26 protein-coding genes and 1 pseudogene are annotated in these 23,076 nt (G+C 69.8%); 11 read left to right on the forward strand and 16 right to left on the reverse strand.

Annotated features, from left to right (window positions below):
• Positions 1-48: 48 nt before the first annotated feature.
• Together P0Y48_05620 and P0Y48_05625 are read left to right on the forward strand one after the other, a co-directional pair.
• Positions 49-273 carry a DUF3107 domain-containing protein gene (locus P0Y48_05620; protein ID WEK15011.1) on the forward strand — a complete coding sequence of 75 codons (225 nt, stop codon included), beginning with the start codon at positions 49-51 and terminating at the stop codon, positions 271-273.
• 1 nt (position 274) lies between these two features.
• Entirely contained in the window at positions 275-565 is a 291-nt protein-coding gene (locus tag P0Y48_05625; protein WEK14681.1) for a hypothetical protein, read from the forward strand.
• A gap of 15 nt (positions 566-580) precedes the next feature.
• Here the strand turns inward: P0Y48_05625 and P0Y48_05630 are convergent, their stop codons facing one another.
• Entirely contained in the window at positions 581-1,297 is a 717-nt protein-coding gene (locus tag P0Y48_05630; protein WEK14682.1) for a ferritin-like fold-containing protein, read from the reverse strand.
• A gap of 177 nt (positions 1,298-1,474) precedes the next feature.
• On the opposite strand from P0Y48_05630, the gene P0Y48_05635 reads away from it, so the two are divergent.
• Positions 1,475-2,995: a DEAD/DEAH box helicase gene (locus P0Y48_05635; protein ID WEK14683.1), complete on the forward strand. Its 1,521-nt coding sequence runs from the start codon at positions 1,475-1,477 to the stop codon at positions 2,993-2,995.
• Between the two features lie 11 nt (positions 2,996-3,006).
• On the opposite strand, the gene P0Y48_05640 is transcribed toward P0Y48_05635, so the two are convergent.
• Positions 3,007-3,903, reverse strand: coding sequence for a PHP domain-containing protein (locus tag P0Y48_05640; protein ID WEK14684.1), 897 nt, complete (start codon positions 3,901-3,903; stop codon positions 3,007-3,009).
• 58 nt (positions 3,904-3,961) lie between these two features.
• Between P0Y48_05640 and P0Y48_05645 the strand changes: the two genes are divergently transcribed.
• The 3 genes from P0Y48_05645 to P0Y48_05655 are packed head-to-tail and all read left to right on the forward strand — an operon-like array spanning position 3,962 to position 8,236.
• The gene (locus P0Y48_05645; protein ID WEK14685.1) at positions 3,962-4,999 is read left to right on the forward strand and encodes an endonuclease/exonuclease/phosphatase family protein; all 1,038 of its coding nucleotides are present in this window, start codon (positions 3,962-3,964) and stop codon (positions 4,997-4,999) included.
• 28 nt (positions 5,000-5,027) lie between these two features.
• On the forward strand, positions 5,028-6,446 hold the full coding sequence (locus P0Y48_05650; GenBank protein WEK14686.1) for an aminopeptidase P family protein: 1,419 nt from the start codon (positions 5,028-5,030) through the stop codon (positions 6,444-6,446).
• Entirely contained in the window at positions 6,443-8,236 is a 1,794-nt protein-coding gene (locus P0Y48_05655; protein WEK14687.1) for a gamma-glutamyltransferase, read from the forward strand. Before P0Y48_05650 ends, P0Y48_05655 begins: the two co-directional genes overlap by 4 nt.
• Positions 8,237-8,283: 47 nt before the next feature.
• On the opposite strand, the gene P0Y48_05660 is transcribed toward P0Y48_05655, so the two are convergent.
• Together P0Y48_05660 and P0Y48_05665 are read right to left on the reverse strand one after the other, a co-directional pair.
• Positions 8,284-8,898, reverse strand: coding sequence for a dienelactone hydrolase (locus tag P0Y48_05660; protein WEK15012.1), 615 nt, complete (start codon positions 8,896-8,898; stop codon positions 8,284-8,286).
• 50 nt (positions 8,899-8,948) lie between these two features.
• The gene (locus P0Y48_05665; GenBank protein ID WEK15013.1) at positions 8,949-9,557 is read right to left on the reverse strand and encodes a hypothetical protein; all 609 of its coding nucleotides are present in this window, start codon (positions 9,555-9,557) and stop codon (positions 8,949-8,951) included.
• Between the two features lie 82 nt (positions 9,558-9,639).
• Here P0Y48_05665 and P0Y48_05670 point away from each other — a divergent pair, with 82 nt between their 5' ends.
• The 3 genes from P0Y48_05670 to P0Y48_05680 are packed head-to-tail and all read left to right on the forward strand — an operon-like array spanning position 9,640 to position 12,595.
• Entirely contained in the window at positions 9,640-10,932 is a 1,293-nt protein-coding gene (locus P0Y48_05670; GenBank protein ID WEK14688.1) for a CBS domain-containing protein, read from the forward strand.
• Positions 10,932-11,456, forward strand: coding sequence for a DUF1003 domain-containing protein (locus P0Y48_05675; protein WEK14689.1), 525 nt, complete (start codon positions 10,932-10,934; stop codon positions 11,454-11,456). The genes P0Y48_05670 and P0Y48_05675 overlap by 1 nt, the downstream gene beginning before the upstream one ends.
• Complete coding sequence (locus P0Y48_05680) at positions 11,453-12,595, forward strand: Mrp/NBP35 family ATP-binding protein (GenBank protein ID WEK14690.1); 1,143 nt, start codon at positions 11,453-11,455, stop codon at positions 12,593-12,595. The genes P0Y48_05675 and P0Y48_05680 overlap by 4 nt, the downstream gene beginning before the upstream one ends.
• Positions 12,596-12,601: 6 nt before the next feature.
• Here P0Y48_05680 and P0Y48_05685 read toward each other — a convergent pair whose 3' ends face one another.
• Positions 12,602-13,000, reverse strand: coding sequence for a twin-arginine translocase TatA/TatE family subunit (locus P0Y48_05685; protein WEK14691.1), 399 nt, complete (start codon positions 12,998-13,000; stop codon positions 12,602-12,604).
• 73 nt (positions 13,001-13,073) lie between these two features.
• On the opposite strand from P0Y48_05685, the gene P0Y48_05690 reads away from it, so the two are divergent.
• Positions 13,074-13,733, forward strand: a complete 660-nt coding sequence (locus P0Y48_05690; protein WEK14692.1) for a class I SAM-dependent methyltransferase — start codon at positions 13,074-13,076, stop codon at positions 13,731-13,733.
• Positions 13,734-13,799: 66 nt separating this feature from the next.
• Here the strand turns inward: P0Y48_05690 and P0Y48_05695 are convergent, their stop codons facing one another.
• From P0Y48_05695 to dapE, 3 genes are all read right to left on the reverse strand, one after another.
• Positions 13,800-13,973, reverse strand: coding sequence for a DUF3117 domain-containing protein (locus P0Y48_05695; GenBank protein WEK14693.1), 174 nt, complete (start codon positions 13,971-13,973; stop codon positions 13,800-13,802).
• Positions 13,974-14,074: 101 nt separating this feature from the next.
• On the reverse strand, positions 14,075-15,292 hold the full coding sequence (locus tag P0Y48_05700) for a hypothetical protein (protein ID WEK14694.1): 1,218 nt from the start codon (positions 15,290-15,292) through the stop codon (positions 14,075-14,077).
• Complete coding sequence (gene dapE / locus P0Y48_05705; GenBank protein ID WEK14695.1) at positions 15,274-16,350, reverse strand: succinyl-diaminopimelate desuccinylase; 1,077 nt, start codon at positions 16,348-16,350, stop codon at positions 15,274-15,276. The genes P0Y48_05700 and dapE overlap by 19 nt, the downstream gene beginning before the upstream one ends.
• Positions 16,351-16,423: 73 nt before the next feature.
• On the opposite strand from dapE, the gene dapD reads away from it, so the two are divergent.
• Positions 16,424-17,368 carry a 2,3,4,5-tetrahydropyridine-2,6-dicarboxylate N-succinyltransferase gene (dapD, locus tag P0Y48_05710; protein ID WEK14696.1) on the forward strand — a complete coding sequence of 315 codons (945 nt, stop codon included), beginning with the start codon at positions 16,424-16,426 and terminating at the stop codon, positions 17,366-17,368.
• 15 nt (positions 17,369-17,383) lie between these two features.
• On the opposite strand, the gene P0Y48_05715 is transcribed toward dapD, so the two are convergent.
• The 8 genes and pseudogenes from P0Y48_05715 to P0Y48_05750 form a co-directional block, all read right to left on the reverse strand.
• A complete protein-coding gene (locus P0Y48_05715) occupies positions 17,384-17,740 on the reverse strand; it encodes an SHOCT domain-containing protein (GenBank protein ID WEK14697.1) in 357 nt (118 codons plus the stop codon).
• A gap of 79 nt (positions 17,741-17,819) precedes the next feature.
• Positions 17,820-18,582, reverse strand: a pseudogene (locus P0Y48_05720) (arginine deiminase-related protein).
• Positions 18,583-18,647: 65 nt separating this feature from the next.
• Positions 18,648-19,940: a citrate synthase gene (locus tag P0Y48_05725; GenBank protein WEK14698.1), complete on the reverse strand. Its 1,293-nt coding sequence runs from the start codon at positions 19,938-19,940 to the stop codon at positions 18,648-18,650.
• 101 nt (positions 19,941-20,041) lie between these two features.
• Positions 20,042-21,169 carry a succinyldiaminopimelate transaminase gene (gene dapC, locus P0Y48_05730; GenBank protein ID WEK14699.1) on the reverse strand — a complete coding sequence of 376 codons (1,128 nt, stop codon included), beginning with the start codon at positions 21,167-21,169 and terminating at the stop codon, positions 20,042-20,044.
• The gene (locus P0Y48_05735) at positions 21,169-21,489 is read right to left on the reverse strand and encodes a ferredoxin family protein (protein WEK14700.1); all 321 of its coding nucleotides are present in this window, start codon (positions 21,487-21,489) and stop codon (positions 21,169-21,171) included. Before P0Y48_05735 ends, dapC begins: the two co-directional genes overlap by 1 nt.
• Before the next feature lie 18 nt (positions 21,490-21,507).
• Positions 21,508-21,915, reverse strand: coding sequence for a DUF6113 family protein (locus P0Y48_05740; protein WEK15014.1), 408 nt, complete (start codon positions 21,913-21,915; stop codon positions 21,508-21,510).
• Positions 21,916-21,974: 59 nt separating this feature from the next.
• Positions 21,975-22,289, reverse strand: coding sequence for an AzlD domain-containing protein (locus tag P0Y48_05745; protein ID WEK14701.1), 315 nt, complete (start codon positions 22,287-22,289; stop codon positions 21,975-21,977).
• Positions 22,286-23,014 (reverse strand): AzlC family ABC transporter permease, encoded by a 729-nt coding sequence (locus tag P0Y48_05750; GenBank protein ID WEK14702.1) that lies wholly within the window; start codon positions 23,012-23,014, stop codon positions 22,286-22,288. Before P0Y48_05750 ends, P0Y48_05745 begins: the two co-directional genes overlap by 4 nt.
• Positions 23,015-23,076 lie beyond the last annotated feature (62 nt).

Below are 23,076 nucleotides of genomic sequence, written 5' to 3' on the forward strand. Positions count from 1 at the left end.
GTAGAGTCGAAGTGGCGCGTGAGATCACGTGCCGGAAAGGCAGTCACCGTGGAGATCCGTATCGGCCTCGCGAACACCCCGCGAGAGCTCAGCTTCGAGTCCGACGAGTCGGCGGACGCCGTCAAGAGCGCCGTGACCGGCGCGCTCGAGGCGGGAACGAGCCACCTCTCCTTCACCGACTCCAAGGGCAACTCCTTCGTCGTGCCGACGGCCGCGATCACCTTCGTCGAGGTCGGCACCGACCAGTCCCGTCGCGTCGGCTTCGTCGCCTGACATGCAGATCATCATCGCGCTGGTGTTCGGCGCGGCGGTCGGCGGCCTCCTGCACTTCGTGCAGTCGGGTCGCGATGCACGTGGCGTCGCTCTGGCACCGCTGCTGGGGGCCCTCACCGGCGGCCTGGTCTGGCTCGTCCTCACCTGGGTCGGTGTCACGACGCTGAATCCGTGGCTGTGGCTCGTGTCGTTCGCGGCGCCGCTCGTCGTCGTGCCGCTCACTCTGCTTCTGCTCACGCGCACGCGCGCCGCTCACGATGCTCGTGAGCGCGTGCGCCTCGGCATCGCCTGATCGCGAGGGATGCCGTCAGGCGTCCAGGCCCATGTGTGCCATGCGGCGCGAGTGCGCCCCGAGCAGTTCCGTGAAGACCGGCTCCACCCGCTTCTCCTCGGCCGCATCCAGCGACTGCGGACGCAGCGCCCCACGCGCGATGAGCAGCGTGTCGCCGACCAGCCGACGTCCCCACAGCGCGAGCAGGGACTTCCACTCCGCATCGGCCGCGATCGCAGCCGTGATGATCTGGACGAGCGCGTCACGATCGTCATCGCGGTCGAGGATGTCTGCCACGCGGCGACCCGTCGAGGCGTAGCTGGCCGAGAGCGAGCGGTAGAAGTCGTCGAGCATGCCGGCCGTGATGTGCACGGAGAGCATGGTCTCCAGCGGCCGTGCCCCATGGGTGGCCCGCCGGAACGCATCCAGCGGCTCGCGGAAGGGCAGCATCAGATCCAGCGGATCGTCGCCGCGGTCGCGGATGACCTCCACGAGTGCCCTGTGCTTCAGCAGGGCCGACCCGGCAGCGAGAGAGAGCGACTCCTTGTGGGTGAGGTCGGGTGTCGGCGCGATGAGCTCGCTCAGCGTCTCGAAGTAGCCGAGCTGCAGGTACGCGGCCTGCCCGAGGAACGTGTCGATGTCGGGGGCGAGCTCTTCGAAATCGACGCGCGAGACGTCACCGTGATCGCCGCGCGAACGCACGCGGAGTGTGCGATCGGGGGCGTGCCCGCGCTGCCAGAACCACCTCACCACGGGTACAGCCTAGGCCGAAGCCGCGCGCCACGCGGGAGGCGCCCGCGTGAGGCGGTGACCCCCTGGGATAGGCTGGGCAGGTCCCGGCGTCGGATCGGGACCCCCGCGCCTGTGGCTGAGTGAAGGGCGTGGACCCCATCACCCGGCGGCTTCTCACCGCCAGACAGGCACGGAAAAGTGACGACATTCGTCGAACTCGGCGTCGACCAGGACATCGTGGATGCTCTCTCCACCAAGGGGATCGTTGACGCGTTCCCCATTCAGGAGCAGACCATCCCGCTCGGCCTGCCCGGTCAGGACATCATCGGCCAGGCGAAGACCGGTACCGGCAAGACCTTCGGCTTCGGCATCCCCGTCGTCCAGCGTCTGGGCCTCGACCCCGCGCCGGGCGTCAAGGCTCTGATCGTCGTCCCGACGCGTGAGCTCGCGGTGCAGGTCTACGAAGACATGGACATGCTGACGTCCAATCGCGCCACGAGCGTCGTCGCCATCTACGGCGGCAAGGCCTACGAAGGTCAGATCGACCAGTTGAAGGCGGGCGCGCAGATCGTCGTCGGCACCCCCGGCCGCCTCATCGACCTCAACAATCAGCGCCTCCTCGACCTCTCGAACGCGACCGAGGTCGTGCTCGACGAGGCCGACAAGATGCTCGACCTCGGATTCCTCCCCGACATCGAGAAGATCTTCTCGAAGGTCGCTCCCGTCCGGCACACGCAGCTGTTCTCGGCCACGATGCCCGGTCCGATCGTCGCACTCGCCCGCCGCTTCATGTCCAACCCGATCCACATCCGGGCGACCGATCCCGACGAGGGCCTCACGCAGGCCAACATCCGCCACCTCGTCTACCGGGCCCACTCGCTCGACAAGGACGAGGTCATCGCCCGCATCCTGCAGGCCGAAGGCCGCGGCAAGACCGTCGTCTTCACCCGCACCAAGCGCGCCGCCCAGCGCCTCGTCGACGAACTCAACGACCGCGGCTTCAACGCGGGCGCCGTGCACGGCGACATGAGTCAGGAGTCCCGCGAGCGCTCGATGGCGGCCTTCAAGGCCGGCAAGAAGGACATCCTCATCGCGACCGACGTGGCCGCGCGCGGTATCGACGTGGACGACGTCACGCACGTGATCAACCACACCATCCCCGACGACGAGAAGACCTACCTCCACCGTGCCGGACGCACCGGCCGCGCCGGCAAGACCGGCATCGCGGTGACCTTCGTGGACTGGGAGGACCTACACAAGTGGGCCCTCATCAACCGCGCCCTCGAATTCGGGCAGCCCGAGCCCGTCGAGACCTACTCGTCGAGCCCGCACCTCTTCGAGGAGCTCGACATCCCCGCCGGCACGAAGGGCCGCATCGCCACCGCGCCGAAGACCCAGACGATCCGCACGACGCAGCCCGCACGGGCCGCGGATGCCGCAGCGGAGGCTACGAGCGAGGGGGGAACGCGACGTCGCCGGCGTCGCCGCACCGGCTCCGACCAGGCACGCGTCGGTTCCACCTTCGCGGAAGAGGCGTCCGCCTCCTCGCGCGGTGAGGCGTCGGTGGCGATCGATGCCGGGAGCGGGCGCGACGCCGACGGCGCGGGAACGCACGACGGCTCCGGCAAGGAGCACCACGACGGCAAGCCCGCCGCCGCCCGTCGTCGACGTCGCCGTCGCGGCGGATCCGGTGGTGGCACGGCCGTCGCCGGCGCCTGACACCTGCCCCGTCAGGGGTATACCGGGTCGCTTCCCGAGCCGAGGTCCACGATCCTTGCGACCATGTCGTCGGAGGTCGTATTCTCCCCCGGCAGGTTGGGCTTGCCCAACCCGTGGTAGTCACTGGAGCCCGTGACGATCAGGTCGCGTTCGGCCACGAGAGAGCGCAGCCGCGCCAGCGCGGGCTCCTGATTCTCCCGATGCCCGAGCTCGTATCCGGCGAGACCCGCGTCGAGCATGTCCCGCGTGAGTCGCGCGGGCAGGAGACCGGCGCGACCTGCCGGATGCGCGATGATCGCGACTCCCCCGGCGCGGGTCACCGCCGAGACCGCCGTGACCGGATCGGGCGCGAAGAGGTCGATGTAGTAGTCGCTGGCGGGATGAAGGATGCCGGCGAAGGCGTCGCCGCGATCACGTGCGAACCCTTTCGCGACGAGCGCGTCCGCGATGTGCGGTCGCCCGACGGTGGCACCGGTCGCGGTCTGAGCGACGATGTCGTCCCAGTGCAGGTCGTAGTCGCGCGAGATGCGGTCGGCCATGCCCCGCGCCCGCGTCAGCCGCGAGTCGCGGATGCGTTCGGTGAGCGCCCGGAGACTCGGGTCGTCGGGGTCGAACAGGTAGGCCAGCACGTGCACGCTCCGCCATTCGTGTCGCGCGGAGAGTTCCATGCCCGGCAGGAAGGTCATCCCGAGCGACCCCGTCGCCTCGGCCGCTTCAGCCCACCCGGATGTCGTGTCGTGGTCGGTCAGGGCAACGGTGCGGAGTCCATGCCGGTGAGCGGCGGCCATCACGGTGGCCGGCGGCTCTGTTCCGTCAGAGTGATCGGAGTGCAGGTGCAGATCGCTCGGACCGGCGAAACGGCGGTGAGCGCGGGCCGCATCGACCCGGGGTTCACCGCTTTCCGACATGACCACGAGCGTAGCGCGATGGCGGGAACTCCCAGCCTGCTGTCCTAGAGTCGGGGCCGTGCTGCGGTTGCTCGGGATCCTCGTGACGGTGGCTTTCGCGATCTCTGCCGCGATCGTCACCTGGCCCCAGTTCTTCCGCCTCGAACGGGCCTTCCCCTTCGCCCAGATCGTGTCGCTCCGCGGGCCCCTCGTGCTCGCCTTCGGCCTCGTCGCCCTGCTCGCGCTGCTGCTGTGTCTGGCGCGCACGGCGCGAGGATTCGCGGTGTCGGTGCTGATCGTGGCGCTCGTCGCGTCCGGCGCGAACGCGGCGATCATGCTGGCGCGCGGCACCGGCGCGGCTACGCTCCCGAGCAAGACGGACGGGTCCCTGCGCGTCATGACCTGGAACACGGCGGGCGCAGCGACCGACCCGGCGATCATCGCGCGTACCGCCGTCGCCATGCAGGCAGACATCGTCGCGCTGCCGGAGACGACGATCGAGACGGGCGAGGACGTCGCCGTCGCGATGCGCGAGATGGGGCACCCGATGTGGGCGCACCACGAAGACTTCGGCGACCGCGAGGACTACCCCGACTGGGATGCCAACTCGACGACACTGCTCATCTCCCCGGACCTGGGCGACTACGCCGTGGTCGAGTCCTCCTCCGATGGCACGACCAACACGTCCGCCGTGCCGAGCGTCGTCGCGATGCCCGTGGAGGGCGAGGGTCCGATCGTCGTCGCCGTGCACGCCGTCGCTCCCCGCCAGAACGCGATGGATGCGTGGCGCAGCGACCTCCAGTGGATCGCCGACCAGTGCGCGGCCGACGACGTCATCCTCGCGGGCGACTTCAACGCCACCGTCGATCACATGGACCGCTTGGGCACCGACGGAGGAACGCTCGGTCGCTGCCACGATGCGACCAGCGAGACGGGCAACGGCGCGGTCGGCACCTGGTCGACGACGTGGCCCTCACTGCTGGGGACGCCGATCGATCACGTCATGGCGACCGACCGGTGGAAGCCCGTGGCATCCGTCGTCCTCGGCACCCTCGACGATGCCGGGAGCGACCATCGCCCGGTCATCGTGCAGTTCGAACGCGCGGGCGCTGACTGACCGGCGGCGAAGTGCGAGACTGGATGCCATGAGCACGAGCGACAGCGACACGATCGCCGACACCCCCGCCACGGCAGAGCCGCAGGAGAACGCGAACCGCAAGCAGCCCTTCCCGCAGGGCTTCCTCGACACGATCTCGACGGGGTGGGCGGAACGGCCCGACGCCACCCCGGTGGAACGCGCGCAGGCTCCCTATGCCGCCGCTCGGCGCCGGGCCGTCTCCGCGGCGTTCCCGGGGCGGCGCCTCGTCATCCCCGCCGGCTCGCTCAAGCAGCGCTCCAACGACACGGACTACCCGTTCCGTGCGCACTCCGCGTTCGCCCACCTCACGGGTTGGGCGTCCGACGCCGTCCCCGACTCGGTCCTCGTCTTCGACCCCTCGGACGACGGCCACACCGCGACGGTGTACCTGCGTGAGCGCGCAGATCGCACGACGGCCGAGTTCTACGCGGATGCCACGGTCGGCGAGTTCTGGATCGGCCCGCGTCCGGCGCTGGCCGGCGTGGCAGCCGACCTCGGCATCGCGACGGCGCACCTCGACGATTTCACACCGGCTGAGGGCGATGTCGTGCTGGATGCCGACGCGGATCTCACCCGGTTCGTCTCGGAGCTGCGGCTCGTGAAGGACGCGTACGAGATCGAGCAGATGCGGCAGGCCGTCGCGGTGACCGCCCGCGGATTCGACGACATCGTCGCCGACCTCCCGCGCATCGCGCAGACGCCGCGCGGCGAGCGTGCGGTGGAAGGGATCTTCCACCACCGAGCACGGGTCGAGGGCAACGGCGAGGGGTACGACACGATCGCCGCCTCCGGGCCGCACGCGTGCTATCTGCACTGGACGCGCAATGACGGTCCCGTCGTCGCCGGAGACCTGATCCTCATCGACGCGGGCGCGGAAGTCGACAGCCTCTACACCGCCGACATCACCCGCACCCTCCCGGTATCGGGCACGTTCACGCCGATCCAGCGGAAGATCTACGAAGCCGTCCGGGAAGCCGCCGATGCCGCCTTCGCGGCAGCGCGCCCCGGCGTGACCTTCCGTTCGATCCACGAGGCGGCCATGCGTGTGATCGCGGCGCGCGTCGCGGAATGGGGTCTGCTCCCCGTCTCGGCCGAGGAGGCGCTGGATGCCGACAACGGCGGCCAGCACCGCCGCTACATGGTGCACGGAACGAGCCACCACCTCGGGATCGACGTGCACGACTGCGCCCAGGCCCGACGGGAGATGTACTACGACGGCATCCTGGAAGCGGGGATGGTGTTCACGATCGAGCCCGGTCTCTACTTCCAGATCGACGACCTGACCGTGCCGGAGGAGTTCCGTGGAATCGGGGTGCGCATCGAGGATGACATCCTCATGACGGCGGACGGACCCGAGAACCTCTCCGCCGGCATCCCTCGCACCGCGGACGAGGTCGAGGCCTGGATCGCGCGGCTCACCGCGTGAGCTACACCCCTCCGCCGACGACGACGACACGCCCTCAGTTGGAGGGCGTACACGGCTTCGCCGCCTCGACGCACTGGCTCGCCACCGGTGCGGCGCAGGCGGTGCTCGAGCGCGGCGGGAACGCGTTCGACGCGGTCGTGGCGGGCGGGTTCGTCCTCCACGTGGTGGAGCCGCACCTCAACGGACCCGGCGGTGATCTGGTCGGAATCTTCCAGACTGCCGGCGCGACCGCTCCGACGGTCCTCATGGGCCAGGGCGCTGCTCCCCGCGGTGCGACGATCGCGCACTTCCGCGCGCAGGGTCTCGAGCTCGTGCCCGGCGCGGGCGGGCTCGCGGCCGCCGTTCCGCTCGCCGTCGACGCGTGGCTCCTGCTTCTGCGCGACCACGGCACCCTCGACCTCGATGACGTGCTGGGCGCCGCGATCACCTATGCGCGCGAGGGTCACCCGCTCCTCCCCGCAGCGGCGGCGACCATCGGACGAGTGGCAGAACTCTTCCGTGCGCACTGGCCGACGTCCGCGGCGTTGTGGATGCCGGAGGGCACCGCGCCCCGCGGCGGCGATCTCGTGCGCAACCCCGCCTATGCCGACGTCCTGCAGGATCTCGCCGACACGTCCGCGGCGGCCGGGGGCGATCGGGGTGCTCGCATCGACGCCGCCCGCGCGCGCTGGCGGACGATCCTGCACGCCGCCGTCGCCTTCCTCGCGCACCCTCATCGGCACTCCACGGGAACTGATCACGCCGCCGTCCTCGCCGATGCGGACGTCGACTCCCTCGCCGCCTCGTACGAGCCGGCGGTCACGGCGACGTTCCGCGGCCGCACGGTCGCGAAGGCGGGGACGTGGACGCAGGGTCCGGCGCTGCTGCAGGCGCTGCGCCTTCTGGAGCCGATGACCGACGACCGCCTCGACCCGTCCACCGTCGATGGCGCGCACACGATCATCGAAGTGCTCAAGCTCGCCCTGGCCGATCGAGACGCGCACTTCGGCGACGGCGTCGATCCGAGCCCGCTGCTCGACGATGCGTACCTGGACGGTCGGCGCACTCTCCTCGGTGCACAGGCCTCGCAGGAGTGGCGTCCAGGCTCCCCCACGGGTGAAGCGCCTCACCGCCCACCGCTGTTCACGGCATCCGCTGCGGATTCGGGGACGGGAGAGCCCACGGTGTCGTCCAGCGGCGAGACCCGAGGCGACACCTGTCACATCGACGTCGTGGACCGCTGGGGGAACATCGTCGCCGTGACACCTTCTGGCGGGTGGCTCCAGTCGTCGCCGACGGTGCCCGAACTCGGCTTCTGCCTGGGCACGCGCCTGCAGATGTGCTGGCTCGACCCCGAGTCGCCCTCCGCGTTGCGGCCCGGCGCGCGTCCGCGGACGACGCTCACTCCGACCCTGCTCTTGGAGGACGGGCTCCCCGTCGCCGCCCTCGGCACGCCCGGAGGTGACCAGCAGGATCAATGGCAGCTCCCCCTTCTGCTGCGGATGCTCGTCGGCGGCTACACCGCGCAGGAGGCGATCGACGCACCGACCCTGCACACCACCGCTCTCATCGACTCCTTCTGGCCGCGCACCTGGAATCCGGCCGGGGTGGTCGCGGAGGACCGCCTCGGCGACGATGTCATCGCCGGGCTGATCGAGCGCGGTCACGACGTGAGACGTGCGGGTGACTGGACCCTCGGCAGGCTGTCGGCGGTCGGCATCGATCGCCGGCGGCGCCTGGCATCCGGAGCCCCGGTACTGTGGGCCGCGGCCAACGCACGAGGGATGTCCGGGTACGCCGCCGGACGCTGACGCCGCGCTGCACAGAGGCTTCGGCTCCGACTCCGGGGCGAGGGCCCTCACGCGATGCCCTGGCGTGCCACCCAATCCGCGACGGGTCCGGCCAGCGAGGCCCCGATCTCGTAGGCAGGGCGCTTCGTCCCCGCGACGTCGAAGGAGTGCCCGCCACCCTCGATCCACACCACCTCGGCGAGCTGACAGTGAGCCACGACCTCGGCGAACTGCTCCAGAGGCTGGAGGAAGGGGTCGCGCGTGCCCTCGACGAACAGCTGCGGCGCGGTGATCGCGGGAAGGTGTGCCGCGCGGAGCTTCTCGGGGGCGCCGGGCGGATGCAGCGGGTAGCCCAGGTAGACGAGCCCTGCGGGAGCGATGAGCCCCTCGGCAGCCGCCATCGACGCCATGCGTCCGCCGTACGACTTCCCGGCCGCGATCACCGGCAACCCGGGGAAGCGCCGCTCGGCATCCCGCATCGCCGCGATCCACGTCGCCGTGGCGTGGGCTGCGGGGCCCGGCATCCGTCGGCCTGCCTCGAGATACGGGAAGACGAAGCGCACGACCGCGAATCGGGCCTGCTCCAGCGCATCGGCGAGACCGGTGAGGAACGGGTGTTCCATGCCGGCGCCCGCACCGTGGGCGAGGAGGACCACCGCGACCGGATCGGCCGGCGCCAGCACGAGGGCAGAGACACGGGTGCGTCCTGCCGGCAGGTCGACCTCGAAACCGGTCACGACCCCGACGGCGTCTCCGGAGTCGGCGCGTCCGGGTCGGCGGCGGCGCGCGCTTCGGGCGTCGGGTCGGGGGCCGGGTCGATCCGCTCTCCGTACTGGGGGGGAACGCGGGAGTCGATGATCGGCGTCGCCGGTGCGGCCGGAGCTGCCGCGACGCCGGCGATCTCCCGTGCACGTGCGAGCGACCTCGGCAGCACGGTCACGTCGTAGTGGTCGGCGATGAGCTGCGTGATCGAGGTGTAGTCACGGCGACGGCGCAACACCGAGTAGGTGATGATGCTCATCAACATGCCGATCGCGATGCCCACGAGCATCACGCCCACGAACAGCTGGATGGCCGCATTCGGAGTGCCGAGCACGAAGATGGCGGAAAAGAGCAGACCCAGCAGGATGCCGTTGATGGCGCCCGACCGTGCGGCGGCGGCGTACCCGAGGCGGCCCGTGACCGTCTCGACGGACCGCAGTCCGCGACCGACGATCGCGATGTCCTTCGCCGGGATCTCGCCGGCGATGAGGCGCGACACCGTCTTCTGGGCGCCCTCGTACGACGAGTATTCGGCGATCGTCTCGCCGTGCTCCTGCGGAGTGCCGCCCATCATGCTCACGTTCTCCATCTTGTCATGCCCGACTCCCGAGTAGCCCGGTGCGGTCACCGCTTTCGTGGCGGTCGCGGACTACGCTGGACGAGTGAGTACGCAGCGGGTTTTCGTCGCGCGCCTGGTCGGGTGCGCCGTCTTCGACCCCGCCGGCGACCGGCTCGGCAGGGTCCGGGACGTCGTCGTCATCTTCCGCAAGGACGATCCACCACGCGTCGTGGGACTCGTGGTGGAGATCCCCGGCCGCCGTCACGTCTTCCTCTCGATCGGGCGCGTCACATCGATAGCGACGGGCCAGGTCATCACGACGGGCCTCATCAACGTCCGTCGCTTCCAGCAGCGCGGCGGTGAGGTGCGCGTCATGGCCGAGCTGCTCGGGCGCCGCATCTTCTTCCGCGACGGATCGGGCGAGGCGGTCATCGAAGATGCCGCGATCGAGCGCAATCGCCTCGGCGAGTGGGACATCGGACAGCTCTTCCTGCGCAAGCCCAAGACGAGCGCTTCTCCCTTCGCCAAGGGACCGACGACCTTCGCCCAGTGGAGCGACGTGCGCGAGCAGTCCACGCCCGGCGAGGCGCAGTCCGCCGAGCAGCTCGTGGCGAGCTACTCCGAGCTGAAGGCGGCCGACCTGGCCAACACTTTGCTCGACCTCCCTGAGGAGCGCCTGCTGGAGGTGGCCGAGGAACTGCCTGACGACCGTCTCGCCGACGCGCTCGAGGAGATGCCCGAAGACGAGCAGGTCCACATTCTCGAGGCGCTCGGTGACGAGCGCGCCGCCGACATCCTGGACCAGATGGAGCCCGACGACGCCGCAGACGTCCTCGCCCAGCTTCCCGAGCAGCAACGGGAGGATCTGCTGGAGCTCATGGAGCCCGAAGAGGCCGAGGACGTGCGCGAGCTGCTCAAGTACGGGTCCGACACGGCCGGTGGTCTGATGACGAGCGAGCCGATCGTGCTATCGGCCGATGCGACCGTCGCGGAGGCGCTGGCGCTGATCCGGCGCCACGAACTCCACCCCGCTCTGGCCGCGGCCGTCTTCGTCACTCTGCCCCCGTACGAAACCCCGACGGGGCGCCTCCTCGGTACCGTCCACTTCCAGCGGATGCTGCGCTACCCGCCGCACGAGCGTTTGGGTGCCATCATCGACGACACCGTCGATGCCGTACCGGTCACGGGCTCGGCCGCCGAGGTCGCGCGGCTGCTGGCGAGTTACAACCTCGTCTCCCTGCCCGTGGTCGACGCTGCTCATCGGCTCGTGGGGGTCGTGAGCGTCGATGACGTCTTGGACTACCTCCTGCCGGAGGACTGGCGTTCCCACGACGACGGTGACGACGCGCCCGCCCCGCGGCAGGCGGCCCCGATCAGCGCGGCGAGGAGGCGATGATGGCGCGCACGACCCGTCAGGCGTCCCTCGACGCACCCCTCGGCCGCACGACACGGCGCGCTCCCCAGCCGTCGCGTGATCGGTTCGGTCGCTTCACCGAGTGGATCGCGCGGGCCATGGGCACGCCGATGTTCCTGCTCATCCTGTCGCTGTTCTGCATCGGCTGGATCTCGTGGAACACGCTGATGCCCGAGTGGCTCCGGTTCGACTCCCAGGAGTACGGGTTTACCGTCCTCACCCTCGTCCTGTCGCTGCAGGCGTCCTACGCTGCTCCCCTCATCCTGCTGGCCCAGAACCGCCAGGACGACCGCGACCGGGTGCAGATCGAGCAGGACCGCCAGCGCGCCGAACGCAACCTCGCCGACACCGAGTACCTCGCGCGCGAGGTCGTGGCGCTGCGCATGGCTCTGACCGACCTCACGGGAGAGCTGGTCACGAGAGAGACACTGCGCCAGGAACTCGCCCGCGTCGTGGAACAGCTCGACTCGCGCGACGCGACAGTCACCGACGACGCCCGCCTGTGAGCAACGAGAAGACCGCGGCCGCCGTGCGCCGCGCCGTCTCAGATGTCGCCGATCCTGAACTGCGCCGTCCGATCGGCGAACTCGACATGGTGCGCGACATCGTCGTCGAAGGCGACCAGGCGCGCGTCGCCATCGCGCTGACGATCGTCGGTTGCCCGGCCGCCGACCGCATCGAACGTGACGTGCGCGAGGCCGCGGCATCCGTTCCCGGGGTCAACGAGGTCGTCGTCTCGGTGGGTGTCATGACTCCCGCCGAGCGATCGGCGCTGACCGAGCGTCTGCGAGGCGGACCCCGACGGATGCCGTTCGGCCCCGACTCGCTCACCCGCGTCATCGCCGTCACGAGCGGCAAGGGGGGCGTCGGCAAATCCACCGTGACCGCGAATCTCGCCGTCGCGTTGGCCCAGCAGGGCCTTGCCGTGGGCCTCATCGACGCTGATGTGCACGGATTCTCCATCCCCGGTCTGCTAGGTCTCGTCGGCCCCGATGGGCTCCCGCCTGCGCCGACACGTGTCGATGACCTCATGCTCCCGCCGGTCGCCTACGACGTGAAGACGATCTCGATCGGCATGTTCCTCCCCCGCGACTCCCCCACGGCGGGCGCCGTGGCCTGGCGCGGGCCGATGCTGCATCGCACCGTTCAGCAGTTCCTCACGGACGTCTACTTCGGTGATCTCGATGTGTTGCTGCTCGACATGCCGCCCGGAACGGGAGACATCGCGATCTCGGTCGGCCAGTTCCTCCCGCACGCCGAGGTGCTCGTGGTCACGACGCCCCAGGCCGCGGCCGCCGACGTCGCCGTCCGCAGCGGCCTCGTCGCCCGTCAGACGGGGCAGCGAGTCACCGGGGTGATCGAGAACATGGCGGCGCTCACGCTTTCCGACGGCACGACCCTCGACCTGTTCGGCAGTGGTGGGGGCGAAGCCGTCGCGGCGGCCCTCAGCACCGAGACCACGGTGCCGCTGCTGGGCTCCATCCCGTTGAGCGCGCCGCTGCGCACGAGCGCTGATCAGGGGGTCCCCGTCGTGGTCGCCGATCCGGGCGACCCGGCCGCACGCGCGCTCACCGAGATCGCCATCGCCCTTGCGGCCAGGCCGCGCGGGCTGTCGGGCCGTTCCCTCCCCTTCACGCCCGCCTGAGACGGGTCAGGTGGCTTCGGAATCGAACGGAACGGGCTCGTCGGCGGTGCGCCGTCGAGGCGCGCTCGGGCTCTCGCCGGCCTCAGCAGCGGATGCCACGGGAGCCACGATCGCCGGCGCAATGGCGGCAGCGCGTGCCGGCGGCGGCGTGTCATCCAGCAGCGCATCGCGGATGATCCGACGCGGGTCGTACTGACGGGGATCGAGCTTGCGCCACTCGATGTCGTCGAAGTCCTCGCCCATCTCGTCCTTGACGCGTGAGCGCGCCCCCTGGAGCCAGTCGCGTGCGCGAACCGTGAACTTCGCCAGCAGCTCCGCGTAGTGCGGCAGCTTCTCCGGGCCGAGCAGAAGCGCCGCCACCACGAGGATGATGACGATCTTCTCCATGTCGATCCCGAAGAACATGGCTCAAGGTTACCCGTGCGCCTCGGTGTCCACGGCGCCCACGCGGCCTACCCTGGCAGAGGAGGTCCAGCACATGCGTGACAACGAGTCCAGCCGCGATTTCGAGGCGATCCGCCGGTTCGCGGATGAGGCGACGGTCGAACCGGAGTCGATCGCACGCGCCCGGGCACATGCGCTCGAACTGGGCGCCGATCCGGTCAGCGCACCCGTCGGAGCGCAGTGCGCCGTCATCGCCGCGGCGACCGCGGCGTTGAACATCGTCGAGATCGGCACGGGAGGGGGCGTCTCGGGCCTGTGGCTGCTGCGCGGCTCCCCCCGCGCGACCCTCACGACCATCGACATCGAGCCCGAACACCTCGCCGCCGCGCGCAGCGCCTTCGCCGAGGCGAAGATCCCCCCGGCGCGCGCCCGCTTCATCGCCGGACGGGCAGCCGATGTGCTCCCCCGGATGAACGAGGCCTCCTACGACATCGTGCTCGTCGACGCCGACGCCGAGGGCGCCATCGAGTACGTCGAGCACGGCTTGCGCCTGGTGCGCGCGGGCGGCACGGTTCTGGTGCCCCGCGTGCTGGCCGGCGGTGCCGTCGCCGACCCGGTGAAGCGGGATGCCGTGACGAGCGCCTACCGGTCGCTCATCCAGGAGACGCAGTCCTCCCCCGCCGTGCTCGGTGCCCTCTCCATCGTCGGAGAGGGACTGCTCCAGCTCACGACCACGCAGAGCGACGGGCGCTGACGCTCCCTCGCAGACATACGACGAGGGGCCGGTCCGCAGACCGGCCCCTCGTCGTATGTCGTGAGGTCAGGCGGCGCCGACGACCTCGCCCAGAACGCTGTGGAGTTCCTTGGCCTCGTCGTCGTTCACCGAGACGACCAGACGGCCGCCGCCTTCGAGAGGCACGCGCACGATGATGAGGCGTCCCTCCTTCACGGCCTCCATCGGTCCGTCACCGGTTCGCGGCTTCATGGCTGCCATTGCGGCTCCTTTTCGTTGAGTACCCGACAAGTTTACCCGTCTGCGCGGATAGCGCGTTCCGCGGGCACCGGAGCGAAGCGCGACGCACGCCGACGACACCCTCAGGGGATCTGGTAGTACGTGCTCGCGAGGGCGAACATGTTGAGGATCCACATCCATTGGCCCACGAGGCATGCTGCGAGCACTCCGACGCGCCAAGCGAGCGATCGCGGGAGCGCAAGCGCGCCCGACAACGGCGCGAGCGGCACGAGCAGCCGGAAGAGACTGGACTGCGGGAAGAACACGGCCAGCAAGTAGACGATGTAGCTCGCCGACCACAGCCGCACCTCCGCGCCGAGCCGGCGCACCTGCGGCACGAAGAGCAGGGCGGCGGCAACCGCCACGACTCCCACACCCAGCGCCACATAGCCCCAGACGACGTCGAGGCCCCACAGCCGGAACCAGATCGCGGCGGCCTGCACGAAACCGTCGAAGGGCACGAACGCGCCCACTTCTCCGGTCCAGGACCGGCGCCAGCTGAGCTCGGTCTCGAGGTAACCCGACGGGTCTCCGGTGACCAGACCCGCGATGATCTGCCAGGAGAACCCGACCGCAGCGGCCCACAGCCCCAGGACCACGATGTGCACCACCTCGCGTGCCGGCAGCGGATCATTCTTACGGCGGAACCAGCGCCAGATCCCGTAGAGCGCGAGGAACAGCGAGAACGCCAGCACCCCCGGTCGCGTGTAGCCCATGAGTGGGATCAGGACGTACAGCGGAGCGAACCGGCGGCGCTGCACGCACCACAGCGCGCAGAACAACCACAGGAGGAACAGCGCCTCGGCGTACCCGATCTGGAACAACGCCGCGAGCGGTCCGCTCACGAAGAAGACCACCGCCCACATCGCGGCGGATGCATCGATGCGGTCGCGAAGCAGCCGGTAGAGCACCAGCGCCGACAGGTATCCGGCGACGAGGGAGACGATCAACGCGCCGAGGCCGTAGTTGCCGAAGCCGACGAGCTTGGCGAGCACGGGGTAGAGCGGCATGAACGCCCACTGGTTGGTGGTGACCTCGCCGGTCTCGTCGCGCGGCAGATCGCTCGGATAGCCGAAACCCGCGATGAACGAGTACCACTCGGCATCCCAGCCCATCACGAACGAACCGATGGTGGCGTCGGGCCCGAAGCGGGAACCCTCGCCGGACAGCTCCGCCGCGATGAGCAGGAAGACGGTCGTGACCGCCCGGGCCACCACGTAGACGATCGCGATCTGCAGCGCCGGTGACAGGCGGGAGCGGGCCGACTGCGCCCGCGAGCGCGTCAGGACGCTGTCAGCCACGCCCGAAGGCCCCGCTCGACGTCGTCGATCTGGGCGACCGCGACCCGCTCCTCGTCATGGTGCGCGAGGTGAGGGTCGCCCGGCCCGTAGTTGACAGCAGGGACACCCAGCTCGGAGAAGCGGGCCACGTCGGTCCAGCCGTACTTCGGGCGCGGCTCGGCGCCCACGGCCGCGAGGAACTCCTGCGCGAGCGGCGCGTCGAGCCCCGGCCGCGCGCCGGGGGCGACGTCGAGGATCTCCACCTCGAAGCCGGCGAAGACGTCGCGCACGTGCGCCGCGGCTTCTTCGCCGCTTCGACGAGGCGCGAACCGGTAGTTCACCTCGACCTCGCAGACATCGGGGATGACGTTGCCTGCGATGCCGCCGCGGACGCCCACCGCGTTCAGGCCCTCGCGGTAGACCAGGCCGTCGACTTCGAGGTCGCGCGTGCGGTACTCCGCCAGGCGCGCGAGAATCGGCGCCGCCTTGTGGATCGCGTTCTCGCCGATCCACGAACGGGCACTGTGGGCACGGACCCCGTGCGTGCGCACGACAGCGCGCAGCGTGCCGTTGCACCCGCCCTCGACCTGACCGTTCGAGGGCTCGCCGAGGATGGCGAAGTCTGCCTCGAAGATGTCGGGACGGGTCGCGACGAGCCGCGTGAGCGCGTTGCGATCGGAATCCACCTCTTCGTGGTCGTACCAGATCCACGTGAGGTCGACGCGCGGTTCGACGAGCTCGGCGGCGAGCTTCAGCTGCACCGCGACACCGGCCTTCATGTCGACGGTGCCGCGCCCCCACAGGTAGGGCTCGCCGTCGATCTCGATGTCCCGCGTGGGCAGGTTCTCGTTGATCGGCACTGTGTCGATATGGCCCGCGATCGCGACGCGCTGCGCCCGCCCGAGACGCGTGCGGGCGATGATCGTGTCACCGTCGCGCTCGACATGGAGATGAGGGTAGGCGCTGACGGCAGCGTAGATGGCGTCGGCGAGGGTCGTCTCGTCGTCGGAGACGCTGGGGATGTCGCAGATCGCACGCGTGAGCTCGAGCGCGGAGACGGTCAGATCGAGCGTGGGCATGACGTCGATTCTATCGAGACGTCCGATGACCACCGCGGTCGATGGGCCGCCATGGGCCGGATAGCCTGGGGAGATGAGCGAGCAGCGGTGGGTTTGGGGTGTCGGGCTGGCGACGGTGGACCGTGGCGGTGTCGTCCTCGACACGTGGTTCCCGGCGCCCGCACGCGGACGCGCCCCGGAGCGACCCGACCTGGCGCTCGTCGCCGACGGAGTCGGAGAGGACGAGCGTCGCGACGTGAGCATCGAGTCCGTCGTCGTCGAGATCGACCTGGATGCCGCCCCCGCCAGCACGTCAGATGCCTACCTCCGGCTGCATGCACTCTCGCACCGGCTCGTCGCCCCCAACGAACTCGATCTGACAGGCATTTTCGCCCACCTGCCGAATGTGGCGTGGACGAACGCGGGCCCGGTTCACCCCGACGCGCTGACCCGGCTCCGCCCGCGCCTGCAGCGCGCCGGCATCCAGGTACAGAGTCTCGACAAGTTCCCGCGACTGCTCGACTACGTCGTCCCGCCCGGGGTCCGGATCGCCGACGCCTCGCGCGTGCGCCTCGGTGCGCACCTCGCGCCGGGAACGACGGTCATGCACGAGGGATTCGTGAACTTCAACGCGGGAACGCTCGGCGCGTCGATGGTCGAGGGACGCATCTCGCAGGGCGTCGTGGTCGGCGACGGCAGCGACATCGGCGGTGGCGCCTCGATCATGGGCACACTGTCGGGCGGTGGCAGCCACCGCGTCTCGATCGGCTCCCGCACCCTTCTCGGAGCCAATGCGGGCATCGGCATCTCCCTGGGTGACGACTGCGTCGTGGAGGCGGGCCTCTACGTCACCGCGGGCTCGAAGATCGTGCTGGCCGACGAGCCCGCGCGTGCCGATGGCACCCGTCCCTCGGTGAAGGGCGCCGAGCTGTCGGGGCGCAACGGCATCCTGTTCCGCCGCAACTCGCTCACCGGGGCGATCGAAGCCGTGCGCCGACGCGGCGTCGGCGTCACGCTCAACGAGGCGCTGCACGCCTGATTCGAGGCGCGGGCCTCAGTCCCGGAGTGCGGCGGCTCTCGCCTCACGGTGCTCGTCGGCGGTGATCACCCCGCGCGCGAGCAGATCGTCGAGTTCGCGCAGCCGCTCCTCGATCGAGCGGGCGGCAGCGGGTGCGGCGAGAACGTCGCTCTTGAGCACCTTCGCCGCCAGGGCGGCATCGACGGTGAACGGGTCCGTTCCCGCATCCCGCAGGATGCGGTACTTCCGGTAGCCAACGACGGCGCTGAAGATCACCCCGATCACCATGAGCAAGACCACCACGCCGAAGAAGCCCGCGAAGCCCGCCGAGGCGCCCATGGTCGGGTCGACCGGCTCGATGATGATGTCGTCGATCAGCTCCGCGGCGCGCATGTCCACAGCGTAGCGCGCAGGTCCACATGCATAGACGGTCGTCCGCACTGCCGTCGCCGGCACGTCGCTACGGGTGAGATCAGTCGCGGATGCGCACCGACAGGCAGGTGACGCACCCCTCGAGCTTCTCGAACTCCGTCACGGGCACCGTGACGACCTCCAGGCCCCTGTCGCGGTACAGCGCGGCTGTCGCGGGGGCATCGGACGACATGAGGACGGTGCCGGGATCGAGCACGACGACCGCGGTGCCGTGCTCCTCCGGGACGGGAAGGAAGACCGGGAAAGCGTCGGGATCGTCGACCAGCGGCGCATACCCGACGACGGTGCCGTCCGGCAGCGCGGTGACCCCCGATTTGAGGTGCAGCACGCGCGTCACCGGAACCTCGACGACATCCCACCCGCGAGGCTCCAGCAGGCCACGCAACTGAGCGATCCCCGCCGCGTTCGTCCGCGACGACGCGCCGACGTAGGCGGTGCGGTCCACCTTGAGCACGTCGCCGCCGTCGAGCGCGCCGGGGGCGTCGATCGACGCCACCTCCAGCCCGAGCCGCTCCGCCGCCGTACGCGCCGTCGGCGCCTCGCCGCGTCGAGCTTCCGCCCCCGCGCGGCCGAGCACGATCAGGTCACCGAAAACGATCAGCGCGTCCTCGACGAAGACGCCCGTCGGGCTGAGCATCGTCGGCGGGAACCTCCACGACCTCCCAACCGCGTGTCCGGAAGGCGTCGACGTAGCCCTCCCACTGGGTACGCGCGAGCCCGACGTCCACGGGCACACGTTCGAGGTGGGTGAGCTCGCCGTCAGCCAGCTGGGAGGAGGGTCGACGAACGAGAAGACGCGGCATCCCTCGACCTTATCGGGGTGAGAGACGACCCGAACGGATGCCGGAAAGCGGTGGTGGAGTCGGGGTCAGATGCCCGGGTAGTCCCGCTGCGGCGACCCGGTGTAAAGCTGCTGCGGCCGCCCGATCTTCGTCTGCGGGTCGAGCTGCATCTCGCGCCAGTGCGCGAGCCAGCCCGGAAGACGGCCGATCGCGAACAGGGGCGTGAACATGCGGGTCGGGAAGCCCATCGCCTTGTAGATGACGCCCGTGTAGAAGTCGACGTTCGGGTAGAGACGACGCTCCTTGAAGTAGTCGTCGTTCAATGCGATGTCCTCGAGCTCCTTGGCGAGGTCGAGGAGCGGATCGTGCACGCCCAACTCCTCCAGCACCTCATCCGCGGACTCCTTCACGAGCTTGGCGCGGGGGTCGTAGTTCTTGTAGACGCGGTGACCGAAGCCCATGAGCTTCACCCCGTCTTCCTTGTTCTTGACTCGCTCGACGAAGCGCTGCACGGTCTCACCCGAATCGCGGATCCGCGCCAGCATGTCGAGGACGGCCTCGTTCGCTCCGCCGTGAAGCGGCCCGTACAGCGCGTTGATGCCCGCGGAGATGGAGGAGAACTGGTTGGCGCCGGTCGATCCGACCAGGCGGACCGTGGACGTCGACGCGTTCTGCTCGTGGTCTTCGTGCAGGATGAGGAGCCGCTCCAGTGCGCGCGAGGTCACGGGATTCACCTCGTAGAGCTCAGCGAGGACCCCGAAGTTGAGCTTCAGGAAGTTGTCGACGAAGCTAAGCGAGTTGTCCGGGTAGAGGAACGCCTGACCGATGCTCTTCTTGTGCGCGTAAGCCGCGATCACGGGCAGCTTCGCGAGCAGCCGGATCGTGTTGAGTTCGACGTGGTCGGGGTTGTTGGGGTCGGACTGGCCCTCGTAGTACGTCGACAGCGCCGCCGTGGCGGCAGAGAGCATCGACATCGGGTGCGCCGTGTGCGGCAGCGCGGAGAAGAAGCGCTTGAGGTCTTCGTGCAGCAGCGTGTGGCGACGGATCTTGTCGTCCCACTCGCCCAGCTGATCCGCGGTCGGCAGGTCGCCGTACAGAAGCAGCCACGCGACCTCGAGGTAGGTGCTGTTCGTCGCGAGTTGCTCGATCGGGTAGCCCCGATAACGAAGGATGCCCTCGTCGCCGTCGATGTAGGTGATCGCGGACTTCGTGGCGGCCGTGTTGACGAAGCCGTAGTCGAGCGCCGTGTGGCCCGTCTGCTTCGTGAACGTCGAGAAATCGACGGTCGGAATACCTTCGGTGCCGGTGAGGATCGGCAGCTGCGCCGTCCGCTCTCCGACGGTGACGGTGGCCTGCTGGGGGGTGCCCGACTCGCTCACGAAGCCTCCTTGCGGTCGATCTAGGCGGTCTCTACAGACTACTGGCCCTCACGGCCTACTCCGATCGGCGCCAAAGGATCACGGCATCCGTAGGAGGAAGTCTACGAGGGCACCCGCGACTCTTCGGTCGCTGTCAGACGCTCCGCCGCTGCCTCGATGCGTTCATCGGTCGCCGTGAGCGAGAAGCGCACATGCTGGGGGAAGTGCGTTCCGTAGAAGTGCCCCGGACCGGCCAGGATGCCGAGGTGCGCCAGCCGACGCATCGTCTCCCACGCGTCCTCCCCCGCCGTCGCCCACAGATAGAGGCCACCCTCGCTGTGGTCGATCCGGAAGCCCGCGCGCTCCAGCGCCGGCTTCAGCACCGCGCGCCGCGCGCGGTACAGCTCGCGCTGCGCCGCGACATGCGCGTCGTCGCCGAGAGCGGCGACCATGGCCGCCTGGACCGGTGCGGGAAGCATGAGACCGAGGTGTTTGCGGGCCGTCAGCAGCCGCGCGACGATCGAGGCGTCGCCGGCCAGGAAGGCGGCGCGGTACCCCGCGAGATTCGACTGCTTGCTCAGCGAGTAGACGGACAGCAGTCCCGAGAGGTCGCCCTCGGTGACGCGCGGGTCCAGCAGGCTGGGTACGGGCTCGGCCGCCCATGCGCCGTCCCAGCCGAGTTCCGCGTAGCACTCGTCGGATGCCAGCACGGCACCGAGCTCACGGGCGCGCGCGACCGCGCGGCGGAGTTCGGCGACGTCGAGCACCCGACCGTCGGGGTTGCCCGGCGAGTTGATCCACACCAGTCGCGTGCCCTCCGGCCACGCGTCGGGGTCGTCGGCAGCCAGCGGCGTCGCTCCGACGAGTCGGGCACCGACCTCATACGTGGGGTAGGCAGCCCGCGGGTGCACGACGACATCGCCGGGCCGCACGTCGAGCAGGAGCGGCAGCAACGCCACCAGCTCCTTGGAGCCGACGGTCGGGAGCACCTGGTCGACGGTGAGGCCGGCTACTCCCCGCCGGCGGGCGTACCACGCGACGATGGCTTCTCGAAGGAGCGAAGACCCGACCGTCTGCGGGTAGGCGTGCGCGTCGGTCGCGGCGCGCAACGCGTCGGCGACGACATCGGGAGTGGGGTCGACGGGAGAGCCGATGGAGAGGTCGACGATGCCGCCGGGGTACGCACGAGCGGTGGCCGCGAAGGGGGCCACGGCATCCCAGGGGTAATCGGCGAGGTCGCGGACGGCCATCAGTGCGTCTGCGGAGGCAGGGCGGCGATCAGCGGGTGATCCTTCGAGAGGACGCCGATCTTGGCGGCGCCACCGGGCGAGCCGATGTCATCGAAGAACTCGACGTTCGCGGAGTAGTAGTCCTGCCACTCGTCCGGGAGGTCGTCTTCGTAATAGATCGCCTCGACGGGGCAGACCGGTTCGCACGCCCCGCAGTCGACGCACTCGTCGGGGTGGATGTACAGGGAGCGCTCACCCTCGTAGATGCAGTCGACGGGGCACTCGTCGATGCACGCACGGTCCTTCACATCCACACAGGGCAGGGCGATCACATACGTCACGCCTTCGAGTCTAGTTCGTCACTCCGCGTGAGGTCCGCCGACGGGCGCAGTCGGCACGGATGCCGGACGCGTCACGCTGGGCCACGCGACGATGATCGCCGCGACGAGCGGGACGACGACGGTCCACACCAGACCCGTCGAGATCTGGCCGTCGTCGGGAGCGGGGACGATGACCGAGCCACCCGGACCGCGCCCCGAGAAGAGCAGCGTCGCGATCATGACGCCGAGCCCTGTCGACAGCGCCGCCCAGCGGTCGGCCGTCAGGAGCCGCACCGCGAGGACGATCGCCGCAGCCCCGACGATCGCGACGAGGAGACCGACCGGGAACCATCCCCACATCGCCGACTGAGCCACGGTGCCGGCTACGCCGAAGACGAATCCGATAATCAGCGCGACGAGCCAGGTGCCGGCCCGGGAAAGCGTCATACTCACCGCGTCAGTCTAGGCCGCGGTGTAGGCCGCAACGCAGAGCGAACGCCGAGAGCTCACGCGGCGATACCCGCCAGCCGCAGCAGCGCGGCCACGGCGGCCGCGGCGACCACGACGACGAGGAAGGGGGCGCGGATCAGCAGGAGTCCCGCCGCCACGAGGAGTGCGGGGACACGGGCATCGACGACCACGTTCTGGCCGGCTCCCAGCGTCTGAACGGCGACGAGCGCAGCCAACAGCGCGACGGTCAGGAGGTCGGTGATGCGCGACGGCGTCGGCGCATCGAACCAGCGCGGCGGGATCAGGTATCCGAGCGCCTTGAGCCCGACGCACACGATCGAGGCGAGGAGGACGGCGTTCCAGAGGGTCATGAGGCCACCTCCGGCGTGCGGGTGCCGAGCCAGTTCGTCCAGCCCACGACGACGGCCACGAGCGCGGCGACGAGCACGGGGATGCCGGGCATCAGCGCAGGCGTGAGCACGGTCGCGACCACCGCCGCGCCCACGCCGACGGCGATCGCCTGGCGACGACGCAGCCGAGGCCACAGCAGCGCGAGGAAGGCGGCCGCCGCCGCGGCATCCAGCCCGTATGCTCTCGAGTCGCCGAGCACGTCGCCCAGGAGCGCACCCGCCAGCGTCGTGAGGTTCCAGCCGATCCAGATGCCGACGCCCGTGACCCAAAAGCCCACGCGTCGGGCGCGCGGCGTCGGCTGGGCCAATCCGACCGCCGTCGACTCGTCGATCGTGAAGTGGGCCGCCGTCGCACGCCGCCACCCGCCGGCACCGATCATCGGCGAGACGCGCAGCCCGTACGCGACATTGCGGACGCCGAGGAGGCCGGCAGAGGCGATGGCCGCCGGCGCAGCGGCGAGTCCGCCGGCGCCGATGACGCCCACGAAAGCGAACTGCGATCCGCCCGTGAACATGAGGAGACTCGGCACGCAGGTCTGCCACACGTCGAGACCGGATGCCACGGACAGCGCACCGAACGACACTCCGTAGGCACTCGTCGCAAGCGTTACCCCGACGCCGTCGCGCCAGGCCCGGCGGATGTCGCGATCATCGGAATCGGCAGCTGGCTGATTCGATGAACGCATGGTCGAAATGATGAACGATATTGCCTGCGTTCGTCAAATCGGCCGTACGTTTGAAACAATGA

Origin of the sequence: Candidatus Microbacterium phytovorans (assembly GCA_029202445.1) — a bacterium.
GTDB classification, from domain to species: domain Bacteria; phylum Actinomycetota; class Actinomycetes; order Actinomycetales; family Microbacteriaceae; genus Microbacterium; species Microbacterium phytovorans.